The following is a 25429-nucleotide window of genomic DNA, read 5'->3' on the forward strand; positions in this document are numbered from 1 at the left end:
CATGTCCGATCTTGGTTGGAATCCCCTGCATGCCGTGCCCTCCTATCCCGCGGAGCGCTACGCCGTCCTTGCCGACAGGATCGGCGACATATTGTGCAGCCGCAACGATATATTACTGGTGCAGGCCGAGGCGGTGGTGGCGCTGGAGGCGGCGGCGCTCAGCCTTGCGCGCCCCGGCCTTTCAGCACTCAACATCATCACCAGTCCCTATGGCGGCTGGTTCGGTCAATGGCTGCGGCGGGGTGGCGCGTCGGTCGCTGATATCGTCGCCGAACCGGGCCTGCCGATCGAGATCGAAACAGTCGCCAAAGCGCTCCAGACAGGTCCGAAGATCGATGTTCTCGCGCTGGTGCACGCGGAATCCGCAAGCGGCATTCTCAACCCCCTGCCCGAGATCTTGGCGCTTGCCCGGGCTCGCGGCGTCGTCACGGTTGTCGACGCGGTCGCATCGGTCGGCGGCCATCAGCTCGATGTCGACGGTCTCGGCATCGACATCGCCGTGATCGGGCCACAGAAGGCGCTCGGCGGTCCGGCTGGCGTGTCCGCGCTTTCGGTCAGCGGCAGGGCCTGGGATTTGATCCTCAGTGACGGCGCACCGCGCGATTCGATCTTGTCTTTGGCCGATCTGAAGAGCTGGATCGACGGCGGCCGGCGTGGCCTGCCGGGAACACCGGCGTCGCTGGAATTCTTCGCGCTGGAGACAGCGCTCGACCGCATCGAGGCCGAGGGTCTGGAGAATGTGGTCGCTCGCCATGCGCTGGCGGCATCGGCGACGCGAGCGGGGCTTGCCGCGCTCGGTGCCCCGGGATGGGTGCCGGCAGTAAAGGCGTCGAACCTGGTCACGGCAGTGCCGGTGCCGGAGGCGCTCGCGCCTGCCGCGCTGATCGCAGCTGCCGGGCAGCTCGGGGTCGAGCTGAGCGAAGGCGTTGGAACAGCGCCGGCCCGTCTCGTGCGGCTGAACCACACGGGTTCGCGCGCCGCATTCCAGACGGTGCTGTCGAATGTCGTGGCGTATGGCGCCGCTCTCAGGCAGGCAGGCCATCCCTCGGATATATCAGCCGCCTCGGAGGCAATATCCGCAGCCTACAGTCGATGAAAGCCGTATTCGGCCCTTGATAATCATGGTTCATCAAGGCAGGAGAGTAGTATCGCGGAGACTTGGTGCAGATGACAAGATTGCTGGATGCGCAGGGCCTGGAGATTTCACATGAGGGGCACCGGACCCGCCTGAAATGGCACCGGTTGCGCAAACGGTTTGCCGATCCGTTGTTCTCAGCCGAAGTGATGGCGGAGGGATTTGCAGCAGGCGCTTCGATGGAGCTCGATCTGCGCGTACGTGCCGACGGCGGTTTCGTCGTGCTGCACGACAAGGATCTCGAAGGCGAGACGACAGGACATGGACCGGTCGCCGAAAAGAGTATCGGTGACCTCAGCGATATCAGGATGCAAGAGGGCGACCGGCCGCTGATCCTCAGCGAGGATCTTGCCGCCATGATGCAATCGACGCATCCAGCCGCACTGCTGCAATTCGACATGAAGGATGACTTTGAAGCGATCGGCGCCAAGGGCGTCGCGCATCTGGCCGCGCATTTTAGGGATATCGCCGCCTCGGTGATTGTCAGCGGCGACAGTCTCGACCTCATCATCGCGGTCAAGGAGAAGCTTCCCCATCTCCTGCGCGGCATCGATCCGACCAACAAGCTCTACGATATCAGGATGGCCAACGGCTGGAAGGCGGTCGAGACGGAACTGCGCGCTGACCTGCGCGGCCCGACTGAACCGGACACGATCTATCTGCACTGGCCGCTGATCCTTGATGCCGCCAATCAAGGTCTCGACTTGATCGCGCTCTGCCGGGACGAAGGCAAACGCGTTGATGCCTGGACCTTCACCCTGAAGGATCCGGAGGCCGGTTTCAGCGAAGAGGAATGGCGAGGCTTTTCAGCGCTGATGGCCCTGAAGCCGGATCAGATCACCACCGACGAGGCGCCGGCGACTGAACGCGGCTGGGGCCGCCGCATGGCGAATTAACCGGTGGGCGTTGGAGCATGATGCCGAAAGGTGTGAGAGGCTTTCGCTACCCTGTTTCTAGGTTTGTCGCCTGCTTTTTGCAGTTTGCATCATTTTAAACTTCTGATGCTATCCATAGCCAGCAGACAAATGTTGGTGTCCGATATGCAAATTGTTGATGCCGAAGCAAATACTCGACAAGCAAATTCCAGCTTACAGGAAGCGTGGCATCTTGGATGTACAGGCCGTTCGGTTGAGGCCCTCACGCTGGCCGGCAAAATTCTTGTTGATGCCAAGGCGCGGGGCGACGATCGGCTCGCCGCGCAATGCGACACCGATATTGCCTGGTACTGTTTTCAAATCGGCAAGGCCGAACTTGGGCTGACGCATGTCCGGCGGGCGATAGACTTCTGGAAATTGCACGGGGAGCGCAAAGAGGAAGCCTGTGCCCGGGCCTATTTCGGATGGTTGCTCTTGGAACTGGGCTTGCCGGAGGAAGCGATCGAAGAAGCGACCCGCGCGTTGGATCTGGCCGACAAGGCCGCGGATCCGAAAGCACAAAGCCTGGCCACCAACGTCATAGGGATTATCTTCTGGTGCAACAAACAGCCCGACCGGGCCATCTTGATGAGCGAGAGATCTGTCGAACTCGCCAGATCGATTGGCAATAAGAACTATGAATGCTGGTGGCTTATCAATCTCGGCGGCGCTCATTCGGAAGGTGGATATATCGCGCGGGCGCTCGGCCAGCCGGAGGAAGAACACCAGATGCTGGTCAGGGCGCTGGCACTGACCGAACAGGCGCTCGACATCGCAATCGAGATCGGCGACAGCTGGGCCGCTCGCCTCTGTCTCGGCAACCAAGCCGAATTCTACAGCCACCTGGGCGAGCATGAGAAGGCGCTCCAGTGCATGGCCCGCTATCGGCTGTTTCAAGAGAACAGCTATGTCAGGGACAGGCAGCAATATCTCTACACTTTGGGCCAGATCTACAACAATTCCGGAAAATTCACCGAAGCCCTGTCGCCGCTGCTCGAGGCGGTGGAGCTGATCGACGCCGGCGGCAGTTTCGATTCCTATGTCCAGATCTATCTTTATCTGTCGCAGGCCTATGAGGGGCTGGGACAGTTCGATCCGGCGCTGGCGGCCCATAAAAAATACCACCAAGCCTATTTGCGCAATAGCGCCGAGAGTACGCAGCGACGCGCACGTCTCGCTGAAATCTACTATGAAACCAAACGGTTCAAGGAAGTTGCCGAAACGGAGTCGAAGCGCGCAGAAACGCTGGAGGCATCCTATCAGAAATTGCAGGAGCAAACCGATCTCCTTGCAAATGCCGTCTATCTGGACGCACTGACCGGGCTCTATAATCGCAAATATCTCGACAGCCGCTTTAAAGCGCTGACATCTGAGAAGCGTCCATATTCGATCGCGATGCTGGATGTCGATCACTTCAAGTCGATCAACGACGACTTCTCTCACATGATCGGTGACCGGGTCCTGAGTGCCATTGGAACCATATTGCGCAGCCAGTTGCGCGTTACCGATCAGGCAATTCGGTTTGGCGGCGAGGAATTCGTCGTCCTGTTCGCCGGCGCTCCCCGAGGGGCCGCAGATCTCTGCGAGAGGCTGCGTTCAGCCATTGAACGATGGGATTGGTCTGAGATCTGCAACGGGCTGCACGTCACGATCAGCATAGGTGTCGCCGGTACCCTGTCTGCCAAGTCTCCGAACGAGATTTTGGCGATCGCTGATCAGAATCTCTATGCGGCGAAAAAGACCGGTCGCAATCGCGTTGTTGCGTAACGGGCGTTCCGGGCAAAGTTCGCAGTCTCAGAAATCGGGCGGATCCCGTCGCCGGGAGTGGTCTATCTATAGCCCCTCGATGTCGAGGATGAACGCGAACTCGCCAGCAAGCCCCGGCGAGTAGGCGATGACAGGTCCGCCCTGCGCAAGCAGCCTCTCGACCGGCGGCATCGCCACCGCAGCGCCGGCCTCTTCGGCGATCAACGCGCCGGCGAGCATGTCCCAAGCATTGAGGTGGCGTTCGTAATAGAGATCGGCAGCACCCTCGGCGACACGAACGAGGTCGATCGCGGCCGCACCCGTGCGGCGATAATCCATGCCGCGTTCGTGAAGCCGTTTGGAGAGCGCAAGATAGTCGTCGAAGCTCGTCTTGCGGGAATGGCCGAGAATGACAAGCGCATTTGCCGGATCGGCGGTCGCAGCCGCATGCACCGGCAAACCGTCCTTAAAGGCGCCGCCGCCGCGGACGGCGTGAAAGACCTTGTCGCCGGCGGCGTCGTAGACCACGCCGATCTCGACCTGTCCGCCGACGACAAAGGCGATCGAAACGCCCCAGTGCCGGAAGCCTCTGATATAGTTGGTCGTGCCGTCGATCGGATCGACGACCCAGGTGCCGCCCTTACCCGATCGTCCGCCACTCTCTTCGCCCATGAAAGTGTCATCCGGAAAGCGCGAGAGCAGCCCTTCGCGGATCGCCTGCTCGGCCCTCCTGTCGGCAACGGTGACGAAATCCTGCAATCCCTTGTTCTCGACGGCAAGCGCGCCGGGGTCGGAATCGTGCCGAAACCGGGCCGTCTCCCGTCCGACATCGAGGGCAACGGTGATGGCGACCTCCGCCCGTGCGCGGATGGCGGCGGCGTCGAATACGGAGTTCATCAGGCAGTCCTTCTTCTGATCAGTGTCACCGGCGTGAATTCGACACGCGCCGTCAGGTCCGGCTCGACGATGCGGCTCATCAGCAGGTCGACCGTCTTTTCGGCCTGGACGTCGCAGGGTTGGCGGATGGTCGTGAGATCATAGGCCGCCCAGCTCGCCTGAGGAATGTCGTCATGGCCGATGATGGAGAGCGGCGGCGCATCCTCGCGGCCGCGGCCCTGCATGATGCGATCGACCACGCCGCAGGCCATGTAGTCGTTGGCGCAGAACAGCCCGTCGATGCCGGATGCGGCAAGTTCGGTTGCAGCATCGTACCCGCTCCGGTAGTCGTTGATCCTGACCTGCAGAAACTGCGCCTCGACGCCGAGCTGCTTGCAGCGTGCGATGAAGGCCTCGCTGCGCCGCCGCGCCGTATAGGATATGGCAGGGGCAGCCATCACGGCGGGCTTTCGCACGCCGCTGTCGATCAGATGGGTGGCGGCGAGATGGCCGGCCATGCGGTCGTCGGAGATGATGCGGTCGACGAAGGGAATGTCGTTGCCCTTGTTGATCAGCACGATCGGCACACCCTCGGCCGCGCACTGCTCGCAGATCTCGGTCGGCGGTGCGTCCGAGGTGACGATGACGCCTGATACGGCGTAATGCAGCAGCTGGCCAATGACCGTCGAAGTATCAGCCTCCGGCGAGGTCGGCAGTAGGATGGGGCGGAAATTGCGGGCGAGCAGCACTCTTGCCAGGTTTTCGATTTGCAGCGTGCGGAACGGATTGTCGAGGCCGGCAGCGACAAGGCCGACGAGATCGGAGCGTTTGTTGGTGAGGCTTCGGGCAAGATAGTTGACCCGGTAGCCAAGTTCCTTGGCGGCCTGATAGACCTTCTCGCGCGTCTTCGGCGAGACGCTGGCATCCGGCGTGAAGGCGCGCGACACGGCAGCGCGCGAGACGCCGGCCACACGCGCCACGTCGAAGGAGGTTACCTTGCGCGGTCCCTTATCCCTGTCTGCCAATTGCTTTTTCCTTAGCCGCAGGCGGCCGCATCAGATCGGGTAGATCCGTGCAGATGCCGAGAACCGGAAGCTTCATGAGGTCATCGAGGATGGCCGGCCGTTCCTCGTGCCAGAGCACGATCTCGCGGCCAGCCTCGAAGGCGCGGCGCATCAACACCTCGCTCACCAGATCCTGCGGACGTTCGCCTGCCCTCTCCCAGCACAGATGCAGGATATCGGCGCCGGCCTCGTCGCCGAGCGCGTGCGGATCGTGGCCGACCCGGATCAGCACCGAAAGCGGAAAATCGCAGGCCGCGTCGCGAAGTTCGCGCACCTGTGCCGTGTCGAAGGAGCCGAGACAGGCGAAACGCTGGTTCATCTCGACAAGGTGCTGCCAGCAGCGCAGGCCGGTTCCAGGCGCCTTCAGCTCGACATAGAGACCGGTTCCGGTCTCGCGGCCGAGTGCGGCCACCTCCGAAAAACTCGGCACGTCGACGCCGTCGAGGCGGGCGAGCTCTGCCGCCGTCATTTCGGAAATGCGGCGGTCGATGCCGAAGACACGCTCGAGATGGTCGTCATGCGAGACGACGACTACGCCGTCCTTGGTCAGCTGCGTGTCGAGCTCCCACATTTCCGCGCCGAGTTCGGCGGCACGGCGGAAAGCGGCTATTGTATTCTCGCGTTCATGGCCACTGGCGCCGCGATGGCCGATGCAGAAGGGAAGCCGGCCCTTGGCCGTTGGCCAACCGTAACGCTGGAAGAATACCGAGAAATCGCGGGTCATCAGAGCCTCCTGCCATTTTCGTCGAAAACGAATATGCCGCGGCTGTCGATCGCCCAGCGGACGTCGTCGCCGACGTGAACATCGCTACGCACCGGCTGGATCGAACGCAACAGCGGTCCGCCGGCAAGAGCCACGTCGTAGAGGTTCTCGCGGCCCTGCGTTTCGGCGAAGGTGACCTTGCCCGGGACGGCGATGTCGCCTGCCGGCGTGAAATGCTCAGGCCGGACGCCGAGCATCAGCTTGGTACCTTCGGCGGCACCGACGGTATCGGGCAGCGGCACGCGGATCTCGCTTTGCGGGATTGTGAATGCGCCATTGTCCACGACGCCGCGCAGGAAGGTGATAGGCGGATTGCCGAGAAAGCCGGCGACGAAGGCGGTCTTCGGATCATTGTACATTTCGGCCGGCGTGGCGATCTGGACGATCTCGCCCTCCTTCATGATGGCGATGCGGTCGCACATGCTCATCGCCTCCACCTGGTCGTGGGTGACGAGAATGGCGGTAATGCCGGTTTCGCGCTGCAGGCGGCGGATTTCCGATCGCATTTCGAGGCGCAGCTTGGCGTCGAGATTGGCGAGCGGCTCGTCGAGCAGCAGCACATCGGGCTTGCGGATCAGCGCGCGAGCCAGGGCGACGCGCTGCTGCTGGCCGCCGGAAAGCTCGGCCGGCCTGCGGCCCATCAAGTTACCGATCTGAACGAGAGCCGCGATACGGTCGACCTCCTTGCGGATCTCGGCAGCCGGCATGCCCTTCACCTTCAGCGGAAAGCCGATGTTCTCGGTAACCGTCATGTGCGGATAGAGCGCATAGGACTGGAAAACGACGCCGACATTGCGAGCCTGGCTCGGCAGGTCGGTGACGTCGCGGTCGCCGAAGAGGATGCGTCCGCCGCTTGGCCGATGGATGCCGCAGACGGAAAACAGCGTCGTCGATTTGCCGCAGCCGGAAGGACCGAGCAGCGCCAGCATCTCGCCGTTGCCGACTTCGAGGGTCATGTTCTCGATGACCTTGGTGGAGCCGAAGCTCTTCGAAAAATTGTCGAGGAGGATTCGCATCAGCCTTTGCTCCCGCCGCCATAGATGTTCATGAGGTATTTGTTGAAGAGCGCGTAAACGATCAGCACCGGAACGAGGTAGAAGACGCCGACGGCTTTGAACATGTTGAAATCATAGTTGTTGTCGTCGGCGAGGAAGGCCGCGAGATAGACCGAAAGCACCTGCACCTGATTACCAGGTGCCAGCACCTGCGGCAGGATGAACTCGCCCCAGCCGGAGAGGAAAGAGAAGAGGCCAAGCGCCATGATGCCGGGCTTGACCTGCGGCAGCACGAGGCTGCGCCAGACCCGGAAGCGCGAGGCGCCGTCGACGACGCCGGCCATTTCGATTTCCCAGGGCACGGTGTCGTAAAAGCCCTTCATCAACCAGATGCCGAGCGGCAGGTCGATCGCCGCCTTTACCAGGATGACGCCGATCAGCGAATTGTAGAGACCGATCATCTGCAGCACGATGAAGATGGCGATGATCAGCGTCACCGACGGGAAGGCATGCAGCACCATGACGCCGGCGAGGAAGAAGCCGCGTGCCGGGACGTTCAGTCGCGACAGCACGTAGCCCGCCATCGACGAGACGATGAGCACGAGGCTGGTGGTGCAGGCCGCAAACAGCAGCGTATTCACGGTCACCTGCCAGATGTTCGCCTTGCCCTCCGTCGTCTGCCAGAGGAAGCGCCAGTGGTCGAGCGTCAAGCCGGAGGGCAGCAGTGCGTCCGCCTGCTTCACGGTCACCGTGTCGAGGAAGAGATAGACATACATCAGGAGCAGCGGCAGGCTGACGATGGTCAGCGCCGTTATGACAGGCCAGCTGCGGTAGTTTGCCGAGGGCTGCGATCGTTCGGCCATGGTCAATCCTCGATCAAGGGCTTGGCGACAAGCGTGCCGTAGTTGAAGACGCGCAGATAGAGGAGCGACAGCGTCACGCCGATGACGACGAGCACCAAGGCCATGGCGGCACCCAACCCGTATTCGAGGTTGCCGGCATAGTTCCTCAGCGCAGTGTGATAGGCCGAGAGCGCCCAGACCTCGGTCGCATTGCCCGGTCCGCCATTGGTGGCGAGCAGGATTTCATTGAAGGAGGCAAGCAGCGACAAGGTCTGGTAGCAGGTAACAAAGAGGATTGGCCAGCGCATCTGCGGCAGAATGATGTAGCGAATCTGCTGCCAGCGCGAGGCGCCGTCGACCTCGCTCGCATAGAACTGGCTCTTCGGAATGGCCTTCATCGCCGAGGAGAACACCAGCATGCCCATCGAGGCGCCGATGAAGCCGTTGATCAACACGACGAAGAACCAGGCGTTGTAAGCGTTGTCGAGAAGGTAGTTCTTTGGCGGATAGCCGAACTTGCCCATCAGGATCGAAATGAAGCCGGTATCCCAGGCAAGCCACTTCCATAGCATGACATAGATGACGACAGGGGTAATGCGCGGCAGGAGCCAGATGCCGCGGAAGATCGAGGCCGGCGTCGGCGGCATGTAATGCGTCCAAATGGCAAGTAGCAGCGCATAACCGACATTGAACAGCATCAGCACCAGCGCGACGTAGAGCACGGTATTCAAGAGTACACGCGCCATATCGGGTGAGGTGGTCATGCGCGAGAAATTGTCGGTCGTCCAAACCCAGCCGGTATAAGTGGCCTTGGCGACCGTTTCCTTCTGCTCCGGTGTCAGTTTGAAACCCAGACTATCCAGCGCCGAAAAGAGCTGCTCCTTGCTGTCGAAGCGGGTGTTGAGGACGGAGCGGTTGAACTGTTCGGAAATCTGCTTGACGTCGCGCGTCGAAGGCCGGTCGGCGAGATCCTTGAGCATGCGCTCGACGTCGCGGCGTGCCGTGAACACCTCACCTGCATGTTTGGCGCGCAATTCCCCAGCAATCCCCGGCGCAAGCCCGAGTCCTTCGACGGCCTTGAGGCCCGCCTCGTCGATCGTGTAGCGCGGATCGGCCATCTCGGCGGCAATGTCCGGTATTGCCGATTTTAGCGCAATCATGGAGTTGGGTGCGATCTGATAGACGCCGCCGGAAATACCGGTCGCCGTCGTCATGCTGGTCATCGAAAAGACCGCCGTCAGAACGACCGGCATCAGGAAGAAAAGAACGATCATGATCGCCGCAGGCGCGATCATCACCAGCCCGAGCGTTCTGGACGATTTCATGGAAGCCCCTCATCGCGGACCGACCGGGCAGCGGGTTACCGCCGCCCGGAAGAGTGCTTCGACCTTAGCGGATGACGATCTTGTCGCCGAGCGTGCTCTTCAGCTCGCTCTCTGCATCACCGACCGCGGCGTCTACGGTCTTGGCGCCGGTCCAGGATGCTTCGAGGTTCTTCCACATGATGTTCCAATATTTGCCGAAATCGGAATTGTTCGGCATCGCATTGGCATGTGGCAGCAGGCGTTCGGTGGCTTCGCGGGTCCAGCGGTCGGCCGAATAGAATTCGACGGTGGATTCCGACTTGGAGATGCCGAGATGGGCCGATTTGACTGCATGCAGCGCGTTGATGCGTGGCTCGGAGGCGATCTTGACCAACTGGGCGGCGATCTCAGTGTCTTCCTGGTCGTGACCTGCGGTCAGCAGGTAGACGAGCGGATGGGTCAGCGTGTTGGCCTTGCCGCCTTCGCCGGCGGGGATCAGCGTGAAGATCACGTTGCCGAAGAAGTCCTTCAGGCCTTCCTGGTTGACAAGGCGAGCATAGTGCCAGGTGCCGCCGTCCCAGATGCCGGCCTTGCCTGTGGCGACTTCCTTCCACCACTGGTCGCCCGGCATGCCGATGTGGTTCTTCTTGGTAACACCGCTCTTCACGGCATCGGCGAAGAACTGATAGGTGCGGGTCATCGCGGCCTTGTCGAAAACGAGCTTGCCGCCTTCTTCCATCGTGCCGCCGAAGCTGGTGTAAAACTGCCAGTAATCAGGGCCGTTGCTGGTGCGCGGATAGAAACCATAGCCGGGCTGGACGAGGCCCTTATCCTGCATCTTCTTGGCGTCTTCGAGCAGGTTCTTCATGGTGTACTTGGCGTCCTGCACGCTCTGCGGCAGCGCATCCAGATCGGCGTCGCTGTAGCCGATCGCCTTCATGTAAGGCTTCCAGAAGAACATCGGACGGGATTCGGCGTCCTGCGGGATACCGTAGACGGTGCCGTTATAGGACGCGATCTGCAACAGGTTTTCATAGATGTCGCTGAGCGGCCAAGAGTCGAGATCGACATAATCCTCGATCGGTACGATCAGCCCGGCCTGCGACCAGGGTGCTATGTCTTCATGGCCGCTTACGACGATATTCGGAGCGGTCTTGGCTTCGGCGGCAAGGGTCAGCGCCTGCTTGAAGTCCTCCCAGGCCGAATAAGGCTTCTTCTCGACGGTGATCTTCAGGTCTTCGCCCTTAAGAGCGGCTTCACGCTGCAGCTGCTGGGCTGCGATCTCGATGGCGTCGAGGCGATAGACGTCGTTCGGGCCGGTGCCGCCGGCCCAGACGCTGATGTGAACGTCCTTGGCGAGTGCAATTGCAGAGGTCGACGCCAGGATGGCGGCTGCGACGGCAAGGGATTTCAGTGTCGGCAAAATAGTCATCTTCTTCGTCTCCCTAGAAGAGCAGTGTGAGGCCTCTTGACGGGTCAGCACTGCTGATGATGACCGTTCCGAAACCCCACGAAAACGTGGCGTATCCCGCTCTAGGGGTTGAACGTAACGGCCGAATGACAAAATTGAGCACGTGTGCAAAATTATTATGACGATGTCCGCGCGACTTGCAAGCGGCGGTTTTCGGCAGGCGTCTTTTACGCTTCAAATTGCGTATTTCCTGGGCTAGCATCACGTCATGAGCCTTGAATCTGTCCGCGCCTTCCTCAGCGCCCACGCACCCGATATCGAAATCATCGAAACCGCCGAGAGCTCCTCGACGGTTGCGCTTGCCGCCGAAGCCCATGGCGTCGAGCCGGCCCAGATCGCCAAAACGATTTGCCTGCGCGTCGGCGAGCAGATGATGCTGGTCGTAGCCGGCGGCACGGCGCGGCTCGACAATCGCAAGTTCAAGGACACGTTTGGAGCCAAGGGGCGCATGCTCGATGCCGAAGAGGTTGTGGCAGTCACCAGCCATCCGGTCGGCGGCGTCTGCCCCTTCGGCTTGCCCTCGCCGCTGCCCATCTATTGCGATATCTCGCTGAAACGCTTCGATGAAGTCGTGCCGGCCGCCGGCTCGACCAACTCGGCCGTACGCATCGAAACCGGACGGCTGGCTGAGCTGACTGGCGCCAACTGGGTCGATGTCTGCCAGTAACGCATCCGGGGAGCTTCACACTCGGGAAAGAGTACCTATATTAGCTCTCGATATGCCGTGATTGTGCATGACAGGAGATCAGGAATGCCGAGTGCCGTTTCGCGTTTTGCCAAGATCGCGGCCATTGCCGCACTGACGAGCGCTACCGTTTTTGCTTCTCTTGACGATGCAGAAGCGCGCCGCGCCGGCAGCGGCGGTTTCGGAAGCCGCGGCACGCGCACCTTCCAGGCTCCGCCGGTCACCAGCACCGCACCTGGGGCCACAGCACCGATCGAACGGTCGATGACGCCGCGTTCGCAGACCACGGCACCTGCCACCGCGCAGCAGCCTCTCGGCGCCCAGCGCCCTGGCTTGTTCGGCGGTTTCGGCCGTTCGATGATCGGCGGCCTGATTGCCGGCGGCCTTCTCGGCATGCTGCTCGGTCACGGTTTCGGCGGCGGCTTCGGCTTGCTCGGCATGCTGTTGCAGATCGCGCTGATCGGCGGCGCCGTCATGCTCGCCATGCGTTATTTCGCCAACCGCCGCCAGCCTTCCTACGGCGTCGGAGGCCAGAGCCGGTCCTATAACATGTCGCCCACGAATAAGTCGTCGTTCCAGATCCCGACGATCGGTTCGGGGGGCGGTTTCGGCGGGCAGTCGCGCGGCAATCGGCCGAGCGACGAGATCGGGCTGGCGCAAGCCGATCTCGATCAGTTCGAGGAACTGCTGACCCAAGTGCAGACCGCTTACGGCGCCGAGGATTACGGTACCTTGCGCCGGCTGACGACGCCCGAGGCTATGTCCTATCTCGCTGAGGAACTCGGCGAAAATGCCACCAACGGCGTGCGCAACCGCGTCTCCGATGTCAAGCTGCTGCAGGGCGATATTGCCGAGGCCTGGCGCGAGGACGGCCAGGAATATGCGACGCTCGCCATGCGTTATTCCTCGATCGACGCCATGGTCGAGCGCGACAGCGGCCGCGTCGTTTCCGGCGACGATCGCCGTCCAAGCGAGAGCACCGAGGTTTGGACTTTCGTGCGCAAGTCCGGCGCTGACTGGAAGCTTGCGGCGATCCAGGGTGCCGAGCAGCGCGCCGCCTAAAGCGACGCGCCAAATCGGTATTTTGCTCTAGAGCGCGTGGCGATCTTTCAGATTCGCCTCGCGCTTTAGATCTTTGCTTTTGCGTAGGCGGTATCGCAAAACCGCTCCACACTTTTGCGCGACATGCTCTAATTCACCGCGACCGGTTTTGAACGCATGCGGGAGACCGTCTCGCGTTCCGCCCGCTTGCAGCGCATCGGCGGCAGGCCGCGATCCATCAGGTCCATGTCTTCGAGCACCATGTCGCCCATCTTCTTGAAGGCACTGTCGAGGGCGCCGGCCCTATGCGCCGAGCGGATGAAACCCTTTAGGCTCCGCACCGGATGATCGGGTGGCAACGGTTCCTCAGGGTAGACGTCGCTCGCCGCGACGATATGGCCTGAAGAGACAGCTGCCATCAACGCATCGAAATCGATGACATCGGCGCGGCTGAGCAGGATGAAGGCCGCGCCCTTGCGCATGCTGGCGAAGGCCTCAGCGCTGAGAAATCCCCTGTTCTCGCTGGTCACGGCAGCGGCGACGAAGACAAAATCGCTCTTTGTCAGGACGTCATCGAGGCTTGCAGGCTCGACGCCGTTCTCCTCGAGGATCGATTGTGGCAGCCAGGGATCGAACACCCGGATCTTGGCTCTGAAGCCGGACAGGACCCGGCGCAGCGCTTTGCCGAGATCGCCGAAGCCGACGATGCCGATCTCGGAGCCGGCGATCAGCCGCGCGCTTGCATTTCCCTCGCCGCCCCAGAGTTCCGTGCCCTGGCGGAAAGCGACATCCGCATCGACGATGCCGCGCGCTAAGGCCAGCGCGAAACCGAGGCCGATTTCGGCGACCGGCTCGGCAAAGACCTGCCCTGTCGTCACGACATGGATGCCGCGTTGGAAGAGCACCTCATAGGGCATGTTGTTGAGCAGATTGCTTTCGACGTTGAGGATCGAGCGCAAGGCCGGCATTCTGGCTAGCGTTTCGGCCGAAAGTGGCGGCTGGCCGATGATGTAGCGTGCCCTGCCGAGGATGTCGTCGCCGAGCCCGGCGATGTTCTCGGGGTCGGCCAAGACGATCTCATATTTCTCCTGCAGTTCGGCGCGCGCCTTGTCGCTGAAGATCAGATCGAGCGTGCGCGGCTCGGGCGCGCTGATCGCCAGCGGCCGTTCGGTATTCGTCATGGGCGTCTCCTCCATCGCGGCAGTCTGCGCCGTCTCTGCCGGACGATTGATAGCCTCTGTGCGGAGTTGTTTCCAGTTCGATCTTGAGGCGCGTCGCGCCGGGAGAAGCTATCGAAAGTGGCATTTGCCTATCAGATAAGCAGTTGAATTGGCTTGGTATTTCTTGGCATTTTTATTTGACGGTATAAATTCTTTGAATTAGCCTAGTCCCCGCGACTTTAGAACCATGCCCGGTGTTCGGCCGCCGCAGGATCTTCAAAACTCAAGGGAATCGAACAATGAAATCAGCATTAAAGACCGGTTTGTTCGCCCTTGCCGCCGCAGCACTTCCGGCCGTTGCCTATGCTCATACCGGTGTCGGTCAGACCTCTGGCTTCATGCACGGCTTCAGCCATCCTATTTCCGGTCTCGACCATATCCTTGCCATGGTGATGGTCGGTATTTTCGCATTCCAGCTCGGCGGCCGTGCGGTCTGGCTCGTGCCGGCGACCTTCGTCCTCGTCATGGCTGTCGGCGGCGGGCTCGGTATAGCAGGCGTGAACCTTCCCTTCGTTGAAGTTGGCATTGCGCTTTCCGTCATCGTCCTCGGCGCAATCGTGGCGCTCAACGTCAAGGCTCCGACTGCGGTAGCGATGGGTATCGTCGGTCTCTTCGCGATCTTCCACGGGCATGCCCACGGCGCGGAAATGCCGGAAGATGCCGGTGGTGCCGCCTATGCCGCCGGCTTCATGATCGCGACCGCGCTTCTCCATGCCGCCGGCCTCGGTCTCGGCTTCCTGATCGCCCGCATCGGTGAGCGTCAGGGTCCCTTTGTCGTGCGGACGGCCGGCGGCCTCGCCGCTGTTGCCGGTGTCGGCATCCTGACGGGCGTGATCTGAGCCGCCGGCAAGACAGATGATGCCCAGGCACTTGGTCAAAAGCGCCATTACAGCTGCCGCGTGTCTTTTCAGATGCGAAAAGGGCGTTGTAACTTTTTGAATCTACGCATCGGCCTGAAAACCGATTCTGATTTTCAGGCCGATGCGCTAGTGGCGATTCGTCGGCTAAAAACCAGCCACACGCTGCACGAACCAGAAGGCCGAGACGGTGCCGATCAGGTAGGCAAGCCAGAAGTGCATGCGCGAAAAATCAAATAAACGTACAAGCCTAAAGCTGGCCACGGCGAGCAGTGCAATCGCGACGAAAGCCAGTTGACCGGCTTCCACCCCCAGATTGAACGTGAACAGGGCCAAAGGCACATCTTTCTGTGGAAGGCCGATTTCCCGTAGCGCGCCGGCAAAGCCGAAGCCATGCAAGAGGCCAAACACGAAACTGATAATCCAGGGATAACGGCTGGAAAGATCGCGCCTGCCGCGACCGCTTCGGATGATCTCGGCAGCGACGAACATGATGCTCAATGCGATCAGCGCCTCGACGGGCGACTGTGGGAGTCGGGCGACGTCCAGCGAGGCGATTGCAAGCGTGATCGAATGCGCCACGGTAAATGAGGTGATGGTAAGCAGCAGCATTCGCGGGTTGCGGATCAGCAGCAGCAGAGCAAAGACAAACAGCAGATGATCGACGCCTTCCAGGATATGCTGGACGCCGAGGAAGAAATAGGTCTTTGCCGTGCCCCAGGGCGTCAGGCTTTTGGCGATCGTCAGGTTCGGATCGGAAGGGGCGATACGGCTTGTTTGGGTCGTGCCGTCTAGATTGGTTAGCTTTGCCAGCGCATCGGTAAATGTCGATGATAGTCCGCCGATGAATACAGTTTTGCCACTGAGCCCGCCTGGGCATTTTACTTGCCATCGGCTGACATAGGCAGTGTCGATATGGCCTCCGACCGGGTCGGTCATCTGCTGGCAAGCGTCCGGCAAGTGAACGGACAATGCCATTTTGTATTCACCGCGCGCCGGCACCTTCCAGGTGATCGCATAGCTTTCCGGCGCGATCTCGTTGATTTCGAGAAAGGCCGGGCGAAGTTCATGGGCGTTGGCAGTACAAGTGACCCAAAGCAAACACCAAAAAAACAGACCGAGGAAGCGGCTCATGGCAGACTCGATGTCTTGATCGGCGATGTGTCGATCTCTCGCGGCCAGTTGATCTCGATGTCGTACCGCTTCTTCATCGCCGCATAGTGTGCGTCAGCGATGTCTTTGCGTCGGGCACTTTCCCAATCTGCAAGCACTGCGGTCCCAGCGTCGGAAAGTGCGAGCGGATGGCTCATGAGCCGTTCTGAAACGAAGACGAGATGAACGCCGTATGCCGACCGGATCGGCCCGTACCATCGGTTTTCAGGCGCGGACGCCAGTTCGGACACGAAGTTTTGACCGAAGCTGGTCGCGATCAGTTCGGCGTCGCTGAGCACCGTCCTCTCCGGCAGGAGCGAGGAGTCGCCGAGAGAGGTCATATCAATCGACGCGGCGTCGGATTTGAGTTTCGAAAGCACCGCGGTTGCGCTCAGATCGCCTTTGTCACCCGTGCGTTCGCTCCTGAAAAATATCTGCCGGAAGGCGAGCTTTTCAGGCAGCCGGTAGTCTTGCGCATGCGCCGTGAAATAGGCTTCGAGTTCCCCCGGTTTTGGCGCCAGCTCCTCGACGCTTGGCTCGAGCAGAAATTCCATCTTCTGCTGCATGCGCCGCCGGAAGACGGTATCGTCCTGGGCGAGACCCATCTTCTGACCCTCGCGGTAGAAGATTTCCTCCTTGATGTAACCCTCGACGAGTCCCTTCAATTCGTCCTCCGTCGGTGGACGTTGCCAGGTGCGGGAATAGGTGTCGAACATGCGTGCGAGTTGGCCCTCGTCGACAACGATGGCCAGATCCTCTCCAACAGTCATAGGCTGACGTGTCAGCGTATAGAGGCTGAAGACGACGACGCCAAGAATCAGGAAGTGGAACAGGGGTTCAACCAGGACTTTACGGATGAGCATGAGGCAGGCCCTCCGGCCATTGATTGCTAATGCATGTCGCGCAAAAATGTGCAGCGGTTTTGCGCTCACGACATGCGTAAAAACCAAGACCTAAGGCGCGATGAGCGAATCTGAAAGATCGCGACGCGCTTTAGACCTGGTACGAAAAACGCGGGTGACTCCCAGATTGACGAGGTGGCAATCGAACGCCGCCACCTCTTTCAAGCCATCCTACCACGTCACGTCGTCATGACGGGTTGTACCAGATCGGTGACGTAAGGGCGCGCTCCTGCAGCGTCATTGCGGTGCCGGGCAGAGGCTTTACGCCGAAGCGGTATGCGTCGTAGGCAGTCCATCGGGGTGTGGGGATTTCGATCACCCGGCCGTAATAGAACGCCCGCTGCGTCGGATCGAATTCCGGGTCCTTCCAAACAGCCATAAGTTCGGGATCACCAATCGTATTTGTCCACGTGGCGGTCGATAAATCCACCGTATTGCCGACAGGAGGCAATTTCCCATCTGCAGCAGGTTTCCGGTCATCGGACCAGACGACGTCATATACCTTTTCTTGCGCATTGCCGTCCTTGTCCAACCATCCCTTGACGATCTGGTAGCGATCTAGGTTTGCTCCGATCGGGTCCTTGAGGGCGGCAACCAGGAATGTCGGCACCTTGCCGGTCGGTGCGGCGGTGAGATCACCGCCCATCGGCACGCCCTTTGTATAGCCGATCTCTGCCGGCATACGGTTCTGCGCGTCCTTTGCCTCGAAATCCCATCCTCCGAAGAAGCGAACCACCATCCGCGGGCCAGTCGTCGCATAGGTTTCCTTGCGCTGCATAGCATCCCACACAGCGGCCCGGGTGTTTTCTGTGGCCCACACGGCCGCGTAGCCCGCCGCAGACACCTCCCAGTCCATGATCTTGACGCCGGTCTGTTTGTTGTCGACGAAAGTCGCCGTCATGCGATGTGGACTAGGCTCTTGCGGCGTCGTCTTGCCGAAAAAGTTGTCTTCCTCCATTGCGGCGAGCCCGGTATGGGCGTCGCTGCTGCTGATCAGCCCGAACTTGTAGGGATTGGTGCCGAGCTGCTGTTCGAGCTTCATCCCGTTCTTGTAAGCGGAACGCGCGTACTCGAATTCGAGCATCTCGTTCGTCTTGGCCACACTACCGTCCAGATTGCCCTTGTCCCAGATTTCGAAGTCCGCGAACTCGTCGTTCGGCGACAGGAAGGGGTGTGCCTCACCTGATCCCTTGGTTTGCGCCACTTCGTAGAGACGTTCCCACTTGGCGCGGGTCTGGAGATAATCCACGTCGATCTTCTTGCCGAACTGCTCGACGATTGGAAACATCAGGCCATTGCTGAGATTGCCGTTATGCGCGATTGCCAGCACCCGACCTCCCGTCTTCTGCTCGTAGGCCGCCATCCATTTCCAAAGATCGGCAGGATTGTCGCTGCCAAATGGCGGATACACGGTGAACGGCTCGACCTGGCTTGCCTTGTCAGCATTGTCACGGAAAATAACATTGCGATGGAGGTTGTTGCCGTTGGTATTCGAGGTCCATTCATAACCGATGAAGGCCGTGAAGCGGTTCGGCTCGTTGAATTCTTCTGCGGCAGCGACCGTGTCCTGCCAGGCGCTTCGATAGGAGTCGGTTCCCGGAAAATACATGAGGTCTTTCGGAAACTTGCCGTGGGAGAACGCGACGATAATTTCGATCGCGGCGTCCGCGCCCTTGCCCGATTGCAACATGTCGTACCATTTGCGCCCCGTCGGATCGGCGAGCAAGTTTGGTTTGCCGGCAAACAGATCGGGGAAGAATCCCATGTTGTCGGAGTGGTCCGCGACCACCAGGAAGTCCAGAGGACGCGAAAGCTTCGCAGGCTGTCCTGAGGAAGCTGTGATCTGTTCGCCCCTGGCAAACCGATATGCGTCCCGAGGACCTATCCTCGCGCCGAAGGCTCCGGCATCCATCGAAAATGAGGTGTGAAGGTGCGTGTCCCCAAAGAAGGGGCGCGTTGGAAAATTTCTGTCGGCGTAAGGCGAATAAGGCCGCTGTTTCGGGAAAAGCTGCGCGGCTTTTTCTTTGTCGAGATCCCCGATATCAGTGTGTTCGGCCTCCTGCGACCAGACTGGGTGACACAAGCAGACTGCCAAGACGCCGGCTACAACTGCAGCTGCCCCGGTTACGGATTTAAGATTAGCGGTCACTGCGAATACCCTCCATTGAAATCAACAGCTGCGTATTCTGTTGCACCTGCGGCCCGATGGCTGAGGGTGTATTGCCGAGCCTTGAGCGAAGCTATTCGAAACAGAAATGTATATGTAAGTCTGTTTGCGTGGCCATCCCGGCGGGATTGATCCCCGAGGTAGCTGAACACTACTTTAGCAATATGTAAAGTACATCACGGAAACATTGTGGAAACAATCTCAAGGCGGTGCGCCTCGATAACCACTTCGGGCTTACGGCTTCAATTGAAATCAGGAAGTAAAGCCACCAAGACATTACGATCCAACCAGAACGCTCGGCATGCACCGCGCATTTCTGCGCCATCGCTGTAAGTGCTGTAGACTTGATCCAAGTCAAATCGGCCTGCGCCGCACCCGGCTATATCTACTGCCTGTCGCCCAAAAATGTGCGGCGGTTTTGGGATAACAACATGCATTAAAACAAAGACCAAATCGCGTCGCATGAATCCGATTGAACGCGGCGCGCTTTAGCCCACCATCAACGAACGGATATCCAAATTGACGCAGGCTTGCCTTGCCGATTGCCGGCGAGACGTGAAAGTCAGTATAGTGATTTCAGAAATTTCTGAAATCACAGACGCAACGGAAACGACCATGAACCTTCCGCCTCTCGTTCAGTCCTTCGTTCTCCACTTCGGCGAAATGGGATCGCGCTGGGGAATCAACCGCACGGTCGGCCAGATCTATGCCCTGCTCTTCGTTTCGCCCGCGCCGGTCTGCGCCGAAGAGATCGCCGAGTCGCTCGGCATCTCGCGCTCCAATGTTTCGATGAGCCTGCGCGAACTGCAGGCCTGGAACCTTGTCATCCTGAAACACAAGCCGGACGACCGTCGCGATTTCTTCACCACGCCTGATGATGTCTGGCAGATATTGAGGACGCTTGCCGAGGAGCGAAAGAAGCGCGAAGTCGATCCGACGCTGTCGGTTCTGCGAGAGATCCTGATGCAGCGGCCGGCCAGCGACGCCGAGCGGCATGCGCAGCAACGGATGAGCGAGATGCACACGCTGATCGAGCAACTGACGCACTGGTATGAAGACGTAAAACAACTTGAAACAGAAAGGCTCGCAACGCTACTCTCGCTGGGCGCGAAAGTGACCAAGCTTCTGGAGGCCAAGGACCGGGTCGTTTCGCTCGGCCGCAGCCGCCGGCCAAATCCTGCGAACAAGAGTTAGCGCCATGGGCACTGCTTTCTTCGACGCGAAGGACGGACGGGGCGCCGAGCCGGTGCCGGACGGCGATACAGTCTCGCCTGTCACCCGCCCCGATAATGTCAAAGGCGGGCTGCGCAGGGCGGCAATGCTGCAGGCGCTGGCCGCCGCCGTCTGGATCCCGCAGGCGGCATTGCTCGCCGTCTCGGTCGGCCGCATCGCCGATGGCGGCGGATTGCATGACGTTCTCTGGCCAGCCCTCGGCATCCTCTCCCTCGGATTTGCAAGAAGCTGTCTCGACGCGGCCGGCGGTCGCCTAGCTTTCCAAGCCGCCCGCGCCGAACTCAGCCGCAGGCGCCAGATCGCCGTCGCGGCACTTTCCGTGTCGTCGCCGGTCGATCGCGGCCGGCCTGCCTCCGGCAAAGCCGCAAGCGTCATTGGCGAACAGGCCGAACTGATCGTGCCCTACCTCGCCCGATTCCAGCCGGCGCGCATGAAGGCGAGCCTTGTGCCGCTCGTCATCCTTGCCTTCATCCTTCCGGTCTCCTGGATTGCCGCGCTGGTTTTGCTGTTTGCCGCGCCGCTGATCCCGATCTTCATGGCGCTGATCGGCTGGCGCGCCCAGGCGGCCAGCGAAAAACAGCTCGTCGCCACCGGTGGCCTCAACGGCTTCCTGCTCGATCAGCTGCGCGGACTGGCGACCATCCGTGCACTCGACGCAGTCGATGCAACGGCGCTACGGCTGCGTCGGGAGGCGGAGTCGCTGCGTACGCGCACCATGGCGGTGCTGAAGATCGCCTTTCTCTCCTCGGCGGTGCTCGAGCTTTTCGCCGCACTCGGCGTGGCGATGATTGCCGTCTATGTCGGTTTCAGCCTGCTCGGCGAAATTCGCTTCGGCACTTGGGTGGGCCGGCTCGACCTGACCGAGGGACTGTTCATCCTGCTGCTCGCACCGGCCTTCTTCGAGCCCCTGCGCGAACTCTCCGCTGTCTGGCACGATCGGGCGGCCGGCGAGGCGGCGCTGAAGGCCCTGGACGCCCTCGCTGCCGGCCGCCTGTCCATTCGAGGTGCAGCCGACGTCGCGCCGGCGGTATCTGCCGTCGCCGAGGCGCCGGCCATTCGTCTTGAGAATGTCGATTTTCGCTACGACGCCGGCGAACCGTTGATCCTTGACGGTTTCAACCTCGATATCACCGCCGGCGAACATCTGGCGCTTCTCGGCGCCAGCGGTTCCGGCAAGTCGACGCTTCTTTCGCTGATTTCAGGACTAGTGCCCTGCACCGGCGGATGCATCATCATCGGCGGCGTCGAACTTGTGGATGACAGCGCCCATGCCTTGCGGGCCAGCATGGCATGGATCGGCCAGCGACCGCATATTTTTGCGGGCACCATCGCCGGCAATGTCGCACTCGGCAGGCCTGGTATCCTGCGCGACGACGTGACGGATGCGCTCGACGCCGCCAGGCTCGGAAAAGTCGCCGCCGCCTATGGCAACCGGCCGCTCGGCGAAGGCGGGATCGGGCTTTCCGGCGGCGAGGCGCTGCGGCTTGCGATTGCGCGGGCGGCCTGCAATCCGCATCTCCGGATTATCCTGGCCGACGAGCCGACCGCACATCTCGACGCTACTACCGCCGCCGAGGTGACCGAGAGCCTGCTTTTGCTCGCCAGGGGCCGCACCCTTATTGTTGCGACTCACGATCCGTTGCTTGCCGCCCGCATGCATCGCGCCATGCGCGTCGATGCCGACATCGTTATAAGGGAGGCCGCCGAATGAGCGGATCTGCTGCAGACCTCAAGCCGATTCTGCATCTGTTCCTTGCCGAGCGCCGGCGTGCGCTGCTGCTCGGCGCAGCACTTTCGGCGGCGACGGTGACGGCTGGCATCGCCCTGCTCGGACTGTCCGGCTGGTTCATCACCGCCACCTCGCTCGCCGGCCTTTCAGCCGCTGCCGTCATCACCTTCGACGTCTTTGCGCCCTCAGCCGGCATCCGCCTGCTTGCCATTGTCCGTACGGCCGCGCGCTACGGCGAAAGGCTTGCGACCCACGATGCAACGCTCGGTGTGCTCGCCGCCCTGCGCGAAAGGCTGTTTCGTGGCTTTGCCGAGCCGGGTGCGGCTCGCACCCTGTTGCATCGTCCCGCACGGCTGCTTTTCCGGCTGACGGCCGATATCGATGCGCTCGATTCCCTCTACCTGCGCATTCTCGTGCCGGCTGCGGTCGCGATCGCTGCAGCCCTGGCGGCAAGCGTGGTGCTGGGGCTGATGCATCCCCTGTTCGGTCTTTGCTTCGGCCTTTTTCTCGCCGGTGCCGGCCTCGGCCTGCCGCTGATCGCTGGCCGGGCGGCGCGCAAACATGCCCGCAGACGCGCCCATGGCATCGAGGCGCTACGGTCGCGAACGATCGATCTCATTGCCGGCCAGACCGATTTGCTGATGGCCGGCCGGGTTGCCGCGCAAAGGGAGGCGATTGCCGCAGCCGATCGTTACGCCGGCCGCGCCGACGACCGGTTGAACCGCGTCGAGACCCGCCTGACATTCGGCTTCGGCCTTGTCTCCACCGTGCTGCTGACAGCAGCGCTGCTTGCCGTCGCGGTCCTTGCGGAAACGAAGGTGATTACCGCTCCTGTCGCGGCACTCGGCCTGCTCGTCGCGTTTGCGGCAGTCGAACCCTTTGCGGCGCTGCGCCGTGGCGCACTGGAGCTCGGCAGGACGCTGCTTGCGGCACGGCGCATCGCGCCGCGGCTTGCCGTCGCGGCGGCACCCGAACCATTGCCGGCGCCGTTGCCGGGATGCGCTTTTTCGCTGGTGAAGGTGTCAGCCTTCCATGAAAACTCCGCCGTGCCGGCGCTCGAGGATATCGAACTTGCGCTTCAACGGGGCGAACGCCTCGCCGTCATCGGCAGCAGCGGTGCCGGTAAGTCGAGCCTGCTTGCTCTCCTTTCCGGTGAATTGCCGGCAAGGACGGGAGATGTTGCCGCGATGACGGCGACGCTGCTCACGCAACGGACGGAACTTTTTGAGGACAGCCTGCGCGGCAACCTGCTCCTTGCGAACACGGATGCGAGCGAGGCCCGGCTTCGTGAAGCGCTTGCCACCGCCGGCCTGCTTGCCGATATCGAGGCCATGCCGCAGGGGATCGATACCCGGCTCGGCGAAGGCGGGCTCGGTCTTTCTGGTGGCCAGTCGCGCCGGCTGGCGCTTGCCCGGCTTTTCCTGCGCGACACGCCGTTCTGGCTGCTCGACGAGCCGACCGAGGGCCTCGATGGAGTCACCGCCCGCGACGTGCTCAGCCGTCTGTCGGCCATGGCGACGGACCGCTCGTTGGTGATCGCCACGCATATCCGCCGGGAGGCATCAATCGCCGACCGCATCGCCGTCATTGAAGGCGGCCGCATCATAGAAGTTTCGGGCCGTGGAGAGGCGGCGTTCGAAAAGGCGCTCGACCGGCTTCGGCCGGACTAGAGCTAGACTGCATACCCTCACGCGCCGGCCGGTGCTGAGGAACGCCTTGTACCCCGTGGGACCGTGGGAGAAAAACAATGGAACTAGATATCGTCGCGTTATCGCGCTTCCAATTCGCGCTGACGGCGCTTTACCACTTCCTGTTCGTGCCCTTGACGCTCGGCCTGTCCGTGCTGCTGGCGATCATGGAAACCGTCTATGTCATGACCGGCCGCCAGATCTGGCGGCAGATGACCAAATTCTGGGGCGGGCTGTTCGGCATCAATTTCGTGCTCGGCGTCGCCACCGGCATCGTCATGGAATTCCAGTTCGGCATGAACTGGAGCTATTACAGTTATTATGTCGGCGACATCTTCGGCGCGCCGCTGGCGATCGAGGGCTTGATGGCCTTCTTTCTCGAGGCGACCTTCGTCGGCCTGTTCTTCTTCGGCTGGGACAAGCTGTCAAAGGTCGGCCATCTGGTCGCCACCTGGGCGGTGGCGCTGGGCTCGAACTTTTCTGCCCTCTGGATCCTGATTGCCAATGGCTGGATGCAGAACCCTGTGGGATCGGCGCTCAATCCGCAGACGATGCGCATGGAGATCACAAGCTTCTTCGACGTGGTCTTCAACCCCGTTGCCCAGGCGAAATTCGTCCACACCGTGTCGGCGGGCTATGTCTGCGCCTCGATCTTCGTGCTCGGTGTTTCTGCCTGGTATATCCTCAAGGGTCGACATATCGAGCTTGCCAAGCGTTCGATGACGGTCGCCGCCTCCTTCGGTCTCGCTTCGGCTCTATCAGTCGTCGTGCTTGGCGACGAGAGCGGCTATCTCGCCACCGAGAACCAGAAGATGAAGCTCGCCGCGATCGAGGGTATGTGGAAGACGGAACCGGCGCCGGCAGCCTTCACCGCCTTCGGCTTCCCCGACCAGGAGGCGCGCGAGACGCATTTTGCCGTGCACATTCCCTGGGTCATGGGCCTGATCGGCACGCGCTCGCTGACCACCGAAATCCCCGGCATCGACAAGCTCGAACAGCAGGCCGAAACCCGGATCCGCGACGGCATCAAGGCTTACGACGCGCTGATGCAGATCCGTTCGGCACCGGCACAGGGTCAGGTTGCGCAGGAAGTGCGTACTTCCTTCGAGGATCTCGGCCATGATCTGGGCTACGCTCTTCTGCTGAAGCGCTACGTCGACGATCCGCGCCAGGCGACCGACGAGCAGATCGTTCAGGCTGCGCGTGATACGATCCCGCACGTGCCGACGCTCTTCTGGTCTTTCCGCATCATGGTGGGCCTCGGCATCTTCTTCATCCTATTGACCGCCACCTTCTTCTGGCTGTCGGCGCGCCGCCATCTCGACAAATATCCGCTGCTTCTCAGGATTGCCGTGCTGGCGATCCCCCTGCCCTGGGTCGCCATCGAGCTCGGCTGGGTCGTCGCCGAGTTCGGCCGCCAGCCCTGGGTGATCGAAGGCGTGCTGCCGACGGCAGCAGCCGTCTCCAGCCTCGGCGCCGGCACCGTGCTTCTGACCATCATCGGTTTTGGCGCACTTTATACCGTGTTGATCGTCATCGAGATGGGCCTGATGATCAAGGCGATCAAGCAAGGACCGGAGCCGGATGACGAGCCGGAAGCGATTCTGATTTCCGAAACCCTCGTCCCGGCCGCGGAGTGACCTGC

General features: G+C 61.2%; 21 protein-coding genes. 10 read left to right on the plus strand and 11 right to left on the minus strand.

All coding sequences use genetic code 11. The annotated features are described in order from the left end of the window. Nucleotide 1: 1 nt before the first annotated feature. The 3 genes from AC25BC_RS34065 (at nt 2) to AC25BC_RS34075 (ending at nt 3816) form a co-directional block, all read left to right on the plus strand. A complete protein-coding gene (locus AC25BC_RS34065; RefSeq protein WP_012760039.1) occupies nt 2–1096 on the plus strand; it encodes a pyridoxal-phosphate-dependent aminotransferase family protein in 1095 nt (364 codons plus the stop codon). A 71-nt stretch (nt 1097–1167) separates the two neighbouring features. Beyond that, nucleotides 1168–2031: a glycerophosphodiester phosphodiesterase gene (locus tag AC25BC_RS34070; RefSeq protein ID WP_172643745.1), complete on the plus strand. Its 864-nt coding sequence runs from the start codon at nt 1168–1170 to the stop codon at nt 2029–2031. A 129-nt stretch (nt 2032–2160) separates the two neighbouring features. Further along, a complete protein-coding gene (locus tag AC25BC_RS34075) occupies nt 2161–3816 on the plus strand; it encodes a GGDEF domain-containing protein (protein ID WP_012760037.1) in 1656 nt (551 codons plus the stop codon). A gap of 66 nt (nt 3817–3882) precedes the next feature. Here the strand turns inward: AC25BC_RS34075 and AC25BC_RS34080 are convergent, their stop codons facing one another. The 7 genes from AC25BC_RS34080 to AC25BC_RS34110 form a co-directional block, all read right to left on the minus strand. After that, the gene (locus AC25BC_RS34080) at nt 3883–4692 is read right to left on the minus strand and encodes an inositol monophosphatase family protein (protein WP_017997211.1); all 810 of its coding nucleotides are present in this window, start codon (nt 4690–4692) and stop codon (nt 3883–3885) included. Further along, nucleotides 4692–5696: a LacI family DNA-binding transcriptional regulator gene (locus AC25BC_RS34085; RefSeq protein ID WP_012760035.1), complete on the minus strand. Its 1005-nt coding sequence runs from the start codon at nt 5694–5696 to the stop codon at nt 4692–4694. The genes AC25BC_RS34080 and AC25BC_RS34085 overlap by 1 nt, the downstream gene beginning before the upstream one ends. Further along, a complete protein-coding gene (locus AC25BC_RS34090; RefSeq protein ID WP_017997212.1) occupies nt 5680–6459 on the minus strand; it encodes a glycerophosphodiester phosphodiesterase in 780 nt (259 codons plus the stop codon). Before AC25BC_RS34090 ends, AC25BC_RS34085 begins: the two co-directional genes overlap by 17 nt. Beyond that, the gene (locus AC25BC_RS34095) at nt 6459–7514 is read right to left on the minus strand and encodes an ABC transporter ATP-binding protein (protein WP_128440140.1); all 1056 of its coding nucleotides are present in this window, start codon (nt 7512–7514) and stop codon (nt 6459–6461) included. Before AC25BC_RS34095 ends, AC25BC_RS34090 begins: the two co-directional genes overlap by 1 nt. After that, entirely contained in the window at nt 7514–8356 is an 843-nt protein-coding gene (locus AC25BC_RS34100) for a carbohydrate ABC transporter permease (RefSeq protein WP_026154681.1), read from the minus strand. Before AC25BC_RS34100 ends, AC25BC_RS34095 begins: the two co-directional genes overlap by 1 nt. A 2-nt stretch (nt 8357–8358) precedes the next feature. Further along, nucleotides 8359–9660: a carbohydrate ABC transporter permease gene (locus AC25BC_RS34105; protein ID WP_128440141.1), complete on the minus strand. Its 1302-nt coding sequence runs from the start codon at nt 9658–9660 to the stop codon at nt 8359–8361. A gap of 64 nt (nt 9661–9724) precedes the next feature. Beyond that, entirely contained in the window at nt 9725–11071 is a 1347-nt protein-coding gene (locus AC25BC_RS34110) for an extracellular solute-binding protein (RefSeq protein WP_128440142.1), read from the minus strand. Between the two features lie 247 nt (nt 11072–11318). Between AC25BC_RS34110 and AC25BC_RS34115 the strand changes: the two genes are divergently transcribed. After that, nucleotides 11319–11777 (plus strand): YbaK/EbsC family protein, encoded by a 459-nt coding sequence (locus tag AC25BC_RS34115; RefSeq protein ID WP_017997214.1) that lies wholly within the window; start codon nt 11319–11321, stop codon nt 11775–11777. 84 nt (nt 11778–11861) lie between these two features. After that, complete coding sequence (locus AC25BC_RS34120) at nt 11862–12857, plus strand: Tim44 domain-containing protein (RefSeq protein WP_113545345.1); 996 nt, start codon at nt 11862–11864, stop codon at nt 12855–12857. A gap of 128 nt (nt 12858–12985) precedes the next feature. Here AC25BC_RS34120 and AC25BC_RS34125 read toward each other — a convergent pair whose 3' ends face one another. Continuing rightward, the gene (locus AC25BC_RS34125) at nt 12986–14017 is read right to left on the minus strand and encodes a hydroxyacid dehydrogenase (RefSeq protein WP_128440143.1); all 1032 of its coding nucleotides are present in this window, start codon (nt 14015–14017) and stop codon (nt 12986–12988) included. Nucleotides 14018–14295: 278 nt separating this feature from the next. On the opposite strand from AC25BC_RS34125, the gene AC25BC_RS34130 reads away from it, so the two are divergent. Next, the gene (locus AC25BC_RS34130; RefSeq protein WP_128440144.1) at nt 14296–14895 is read left to right on the plus strand and encodes a HupE/UreJ family protein; all 600 of its coding nucleotides are present in this window, start codon (nt 14296–14298) and stop codon (nt 14893–14895) included. A 165-nt stretch (nt 14896–15060) separates the two neighbouring features. Here the strand turns inward: AC25BC_RS34130 and AC25BC_RS34135 are convergent, their stop codons facing one another. From AC25BC_RS34135 to AC25BC_RS34145, 3 genes are all read right to left on the minus strand, one after another. Beyond that, nucleotides 15061–16047 (minus strand): HupE/UreJ family protein, encoded by a 987-nt coding sequence (locus AC25BC_RS34135; protein ID WP_128440145.1) that lies wholly within the window; start codon nt 16045–16047, stop codon nt 15061–15063. Beyond that, the gene (locus AC25BC_RS34140; RefSeq protein WP_128440146.1) at nt 16044–16928 is read right to left on the minus strand and encodes a peptidyl-prolyl cis-trans isomerase; all 885 of its coding nucleotides are present in this window, start codon (nt 16926–16928) and stop codon (nt 16044–16046) included. Before AC25BC_RS34140 ends, AC25BC_RS34135 begins: the two co-directional genes overlap by 4 nt. Before the next feature lie 226 nt (nt 16929–17154). Continuing rightward, on the minus strand, nt 17155–19050 hold the full coding sequence (locus AC25BC_RS34145; RefSeq protein ID WP_128440179.1) for a DUF3604 domain-containing protein: 1896 nt from the start codon (nt 19048–19050) through the stop codon (nt 17155–17157). Nucleotides 19051–19749: 699 nt separating this feature from the next. Between AC25BC_RS34145 and AC25BC_RS34150 the strand changes: the two genes are divergently transcribed. The 4 genes from AC25BC_RS34150 to AC25BC_RS34165 all read left to right on the plus strand — a co-directional run bounded on the left by AC25BC_RS34150 (nt 19750) and on the right by AC25BC_RS34165 (nt 25424). Continuing rightward, nucleotides 19750–20328: a GbsR/MarR family transcriptional regulator gene (locus AC25BC_RS34150; RefSeq protein ID WP_026157699.1), complete on the plus strand. Its 579-nt coding sequence runs from the start codon at nt 19750–19752 to the stop codon at nt 20326–20328. 4 nt (nt 20329–20332) lie between these two features. Continuing rightward, entirely contained in the window at nt 20333–22078 is a 1746-nt protein-coding gene (cydD, locus tag AC25BC_RS34155; RefSeq protein WP_128440147.1) for a thiol reductant ABC exporter subunit CydD, read from the plus strand. Then, the gene (locus AC25BC_RS34160) at nt 22075–23766 is read left to right on the plus strand and encodes an amino acid ABC transporter ATP-binding/permease protein (protein ID WP_128440148.1); all 1692 of its coding nucleotides are present in this window, start codon (nt 22075–22077) and stop codon (nt 23764–23766) included. The genes cydD and AC25BC_RS34160 overlap by 4 nt, the downstream gene beginning before the upstream one ends. 77 nt (nt 23767–23843) lie before the next feature. Beyond that, nucleotides 23844–25424, plus strand: coding sequence for a cytochrome ubiquinol oxidase subunit I (locus tag AC25BC_RS34165; protein WP_017997224.1), 1581 nt, complete (start codon nt 23844–23846; stop codon nt 25422–25424). The last annotated feature ends 5 nt before the right edge of the window (nt 25425–25429 follow it).

Source organism: Rhizobium sp. WSM409 (assembly GCF_057653825.1).

Bases quoted from the DNA above. Each gene is read 5' to 3' on its own strand.
- AC25BC_RS34115 (WP_017997214.1), top strand. From the start codon at position 11,319: ATGAGCCTTGAATCTGTCCGCGCCTTCCTCAGCGCCCACGCACCCGAT.
- AC25BC_RS34065 (WP_012760039.1), top strand. From the start codon at position 2: ATGTCCGATCTTGGTTGGAATCCCCTGCATGCCGTGCCCTCCTATCCC.
- AC25BC_RS34120 (WP_113545345.1), top strand. From the start codon at position 11,862: ATGCCGAGTGCCGTTTCGCGTTTTGCCAAGATCGCGGCCATTGCCGCA.
- AC25BC_RS34105 (WP_128440141.1), bottom strand. From the start codon at position 9,660: ATGAAATCGTCCAGAACGCTCGGGCTGGTGATGATCGCGCCTGCGGCG.
- cydD (WP_128440147.1), top strand. From the start codon at position 20,333: ATGGGCACTGCTTTCTTCGACGCGAAGGACGGACGGGGCGCCGAGCCG.
- AC25BC_RS34095 (WP_128440140.1), bottom strand. From the start codon at position 7,514: ATGCGAATCCTCCTCGACAATTTTTCGAAGAGCTTCGGCTCCACCAAG.
- AC25BC_RS34150 (WP_026157699.1), top strand. From the start codon at position 19,750: ATGAACCTTCCGCCTCTCGTTCAGTCCTTCGTTCTCCACTTCGGCGAA.
- AC25BC_RS34070 (WP_172643745.1), top strand. From the start codon at position 1,168: ATGACAAGATTGCTGGATGCGCAGGGCCTGGAGATTTCACATGAGGGG.
- AC25BC_RS34140 (WP_128440146.1), bottom strand. From the start codon at position 16,928: ATGCTCATCCGTAAAGTCCTGGTTGAACCCCTGTTCCACTTCCTGATT.
- AC25BC_RS34075 (WP_012760037.1), top strand. From the start codon at position 2,161: ATGTTGGTGTCCGATATGCAAATTGTTGATGCCGAAGCAAATACTCGA.
- AC25BC_RS34100 (WP_026154681.1), bottom strand. From the start codon at position 8,356: ATGGCCGAACGATCGCAGCCCTCGGCAAACTACCGCAGCTGGCCTGTC.
- AC25BC_RS34160 (WP_128440148.1), top strand. From the start codon at position 22,075: ATGAGCGGATCTGCTGCAGACCTCAAGCCGATTCTGCATCTGTTCCTT.
- AC25BC_RS34090 (WP_017997212.1), bottom strand. From the start codon at position 6,459: ATGACCCGCGATTTCTCGGTATTCTTCCAGCGTTACGGTTGGCCAACG.
- AC25BC_RS34125 (WP_128440143.1), bottom strand. From the start codon at position 14,017: ATGACGAATACCGAACGGCCGCTGGCGATCAGCGCGCCCGAGCCGCGC.
- AC25BC_RS34135 (WP_128440145.1), bottom strand. From the start codon at position 16,047: ATGAGCCGCTTCCTCGGTCTGTTTTTTTGGTGTTTGCTTTGGGTCACT.
- AC25BC_RS34110 (WP_128440142.1), bottom strand. From the start codon at position 11,071: ATGACTATTTTGCCGACACTGAAATCCCTTGCCGTCGCAGCCGCCATC.
- AC25BC_RS34165 (WP_017997224.1), top strand. From the start codon at position 23,844: ATGGAACTAGATATCGTCGCGTTATCGCGCTTCCAATTCGCGCTGACG.
- AC25BC_RS34080 (WP_017997211.1), bottom strand. From the start codon at position 4,692: ATGAACTCCGTATTCGACGCCGCCGCCATCCGCGCACGGGCGGAGGTC.
- AC25BC_RS34130 (WP_128440144.1), top strand. From the start codon at position 14,296: ATGAAATCAGCATTAAAGACCGGTTTGTTCGCCCTTGCCGCCGCAGCA.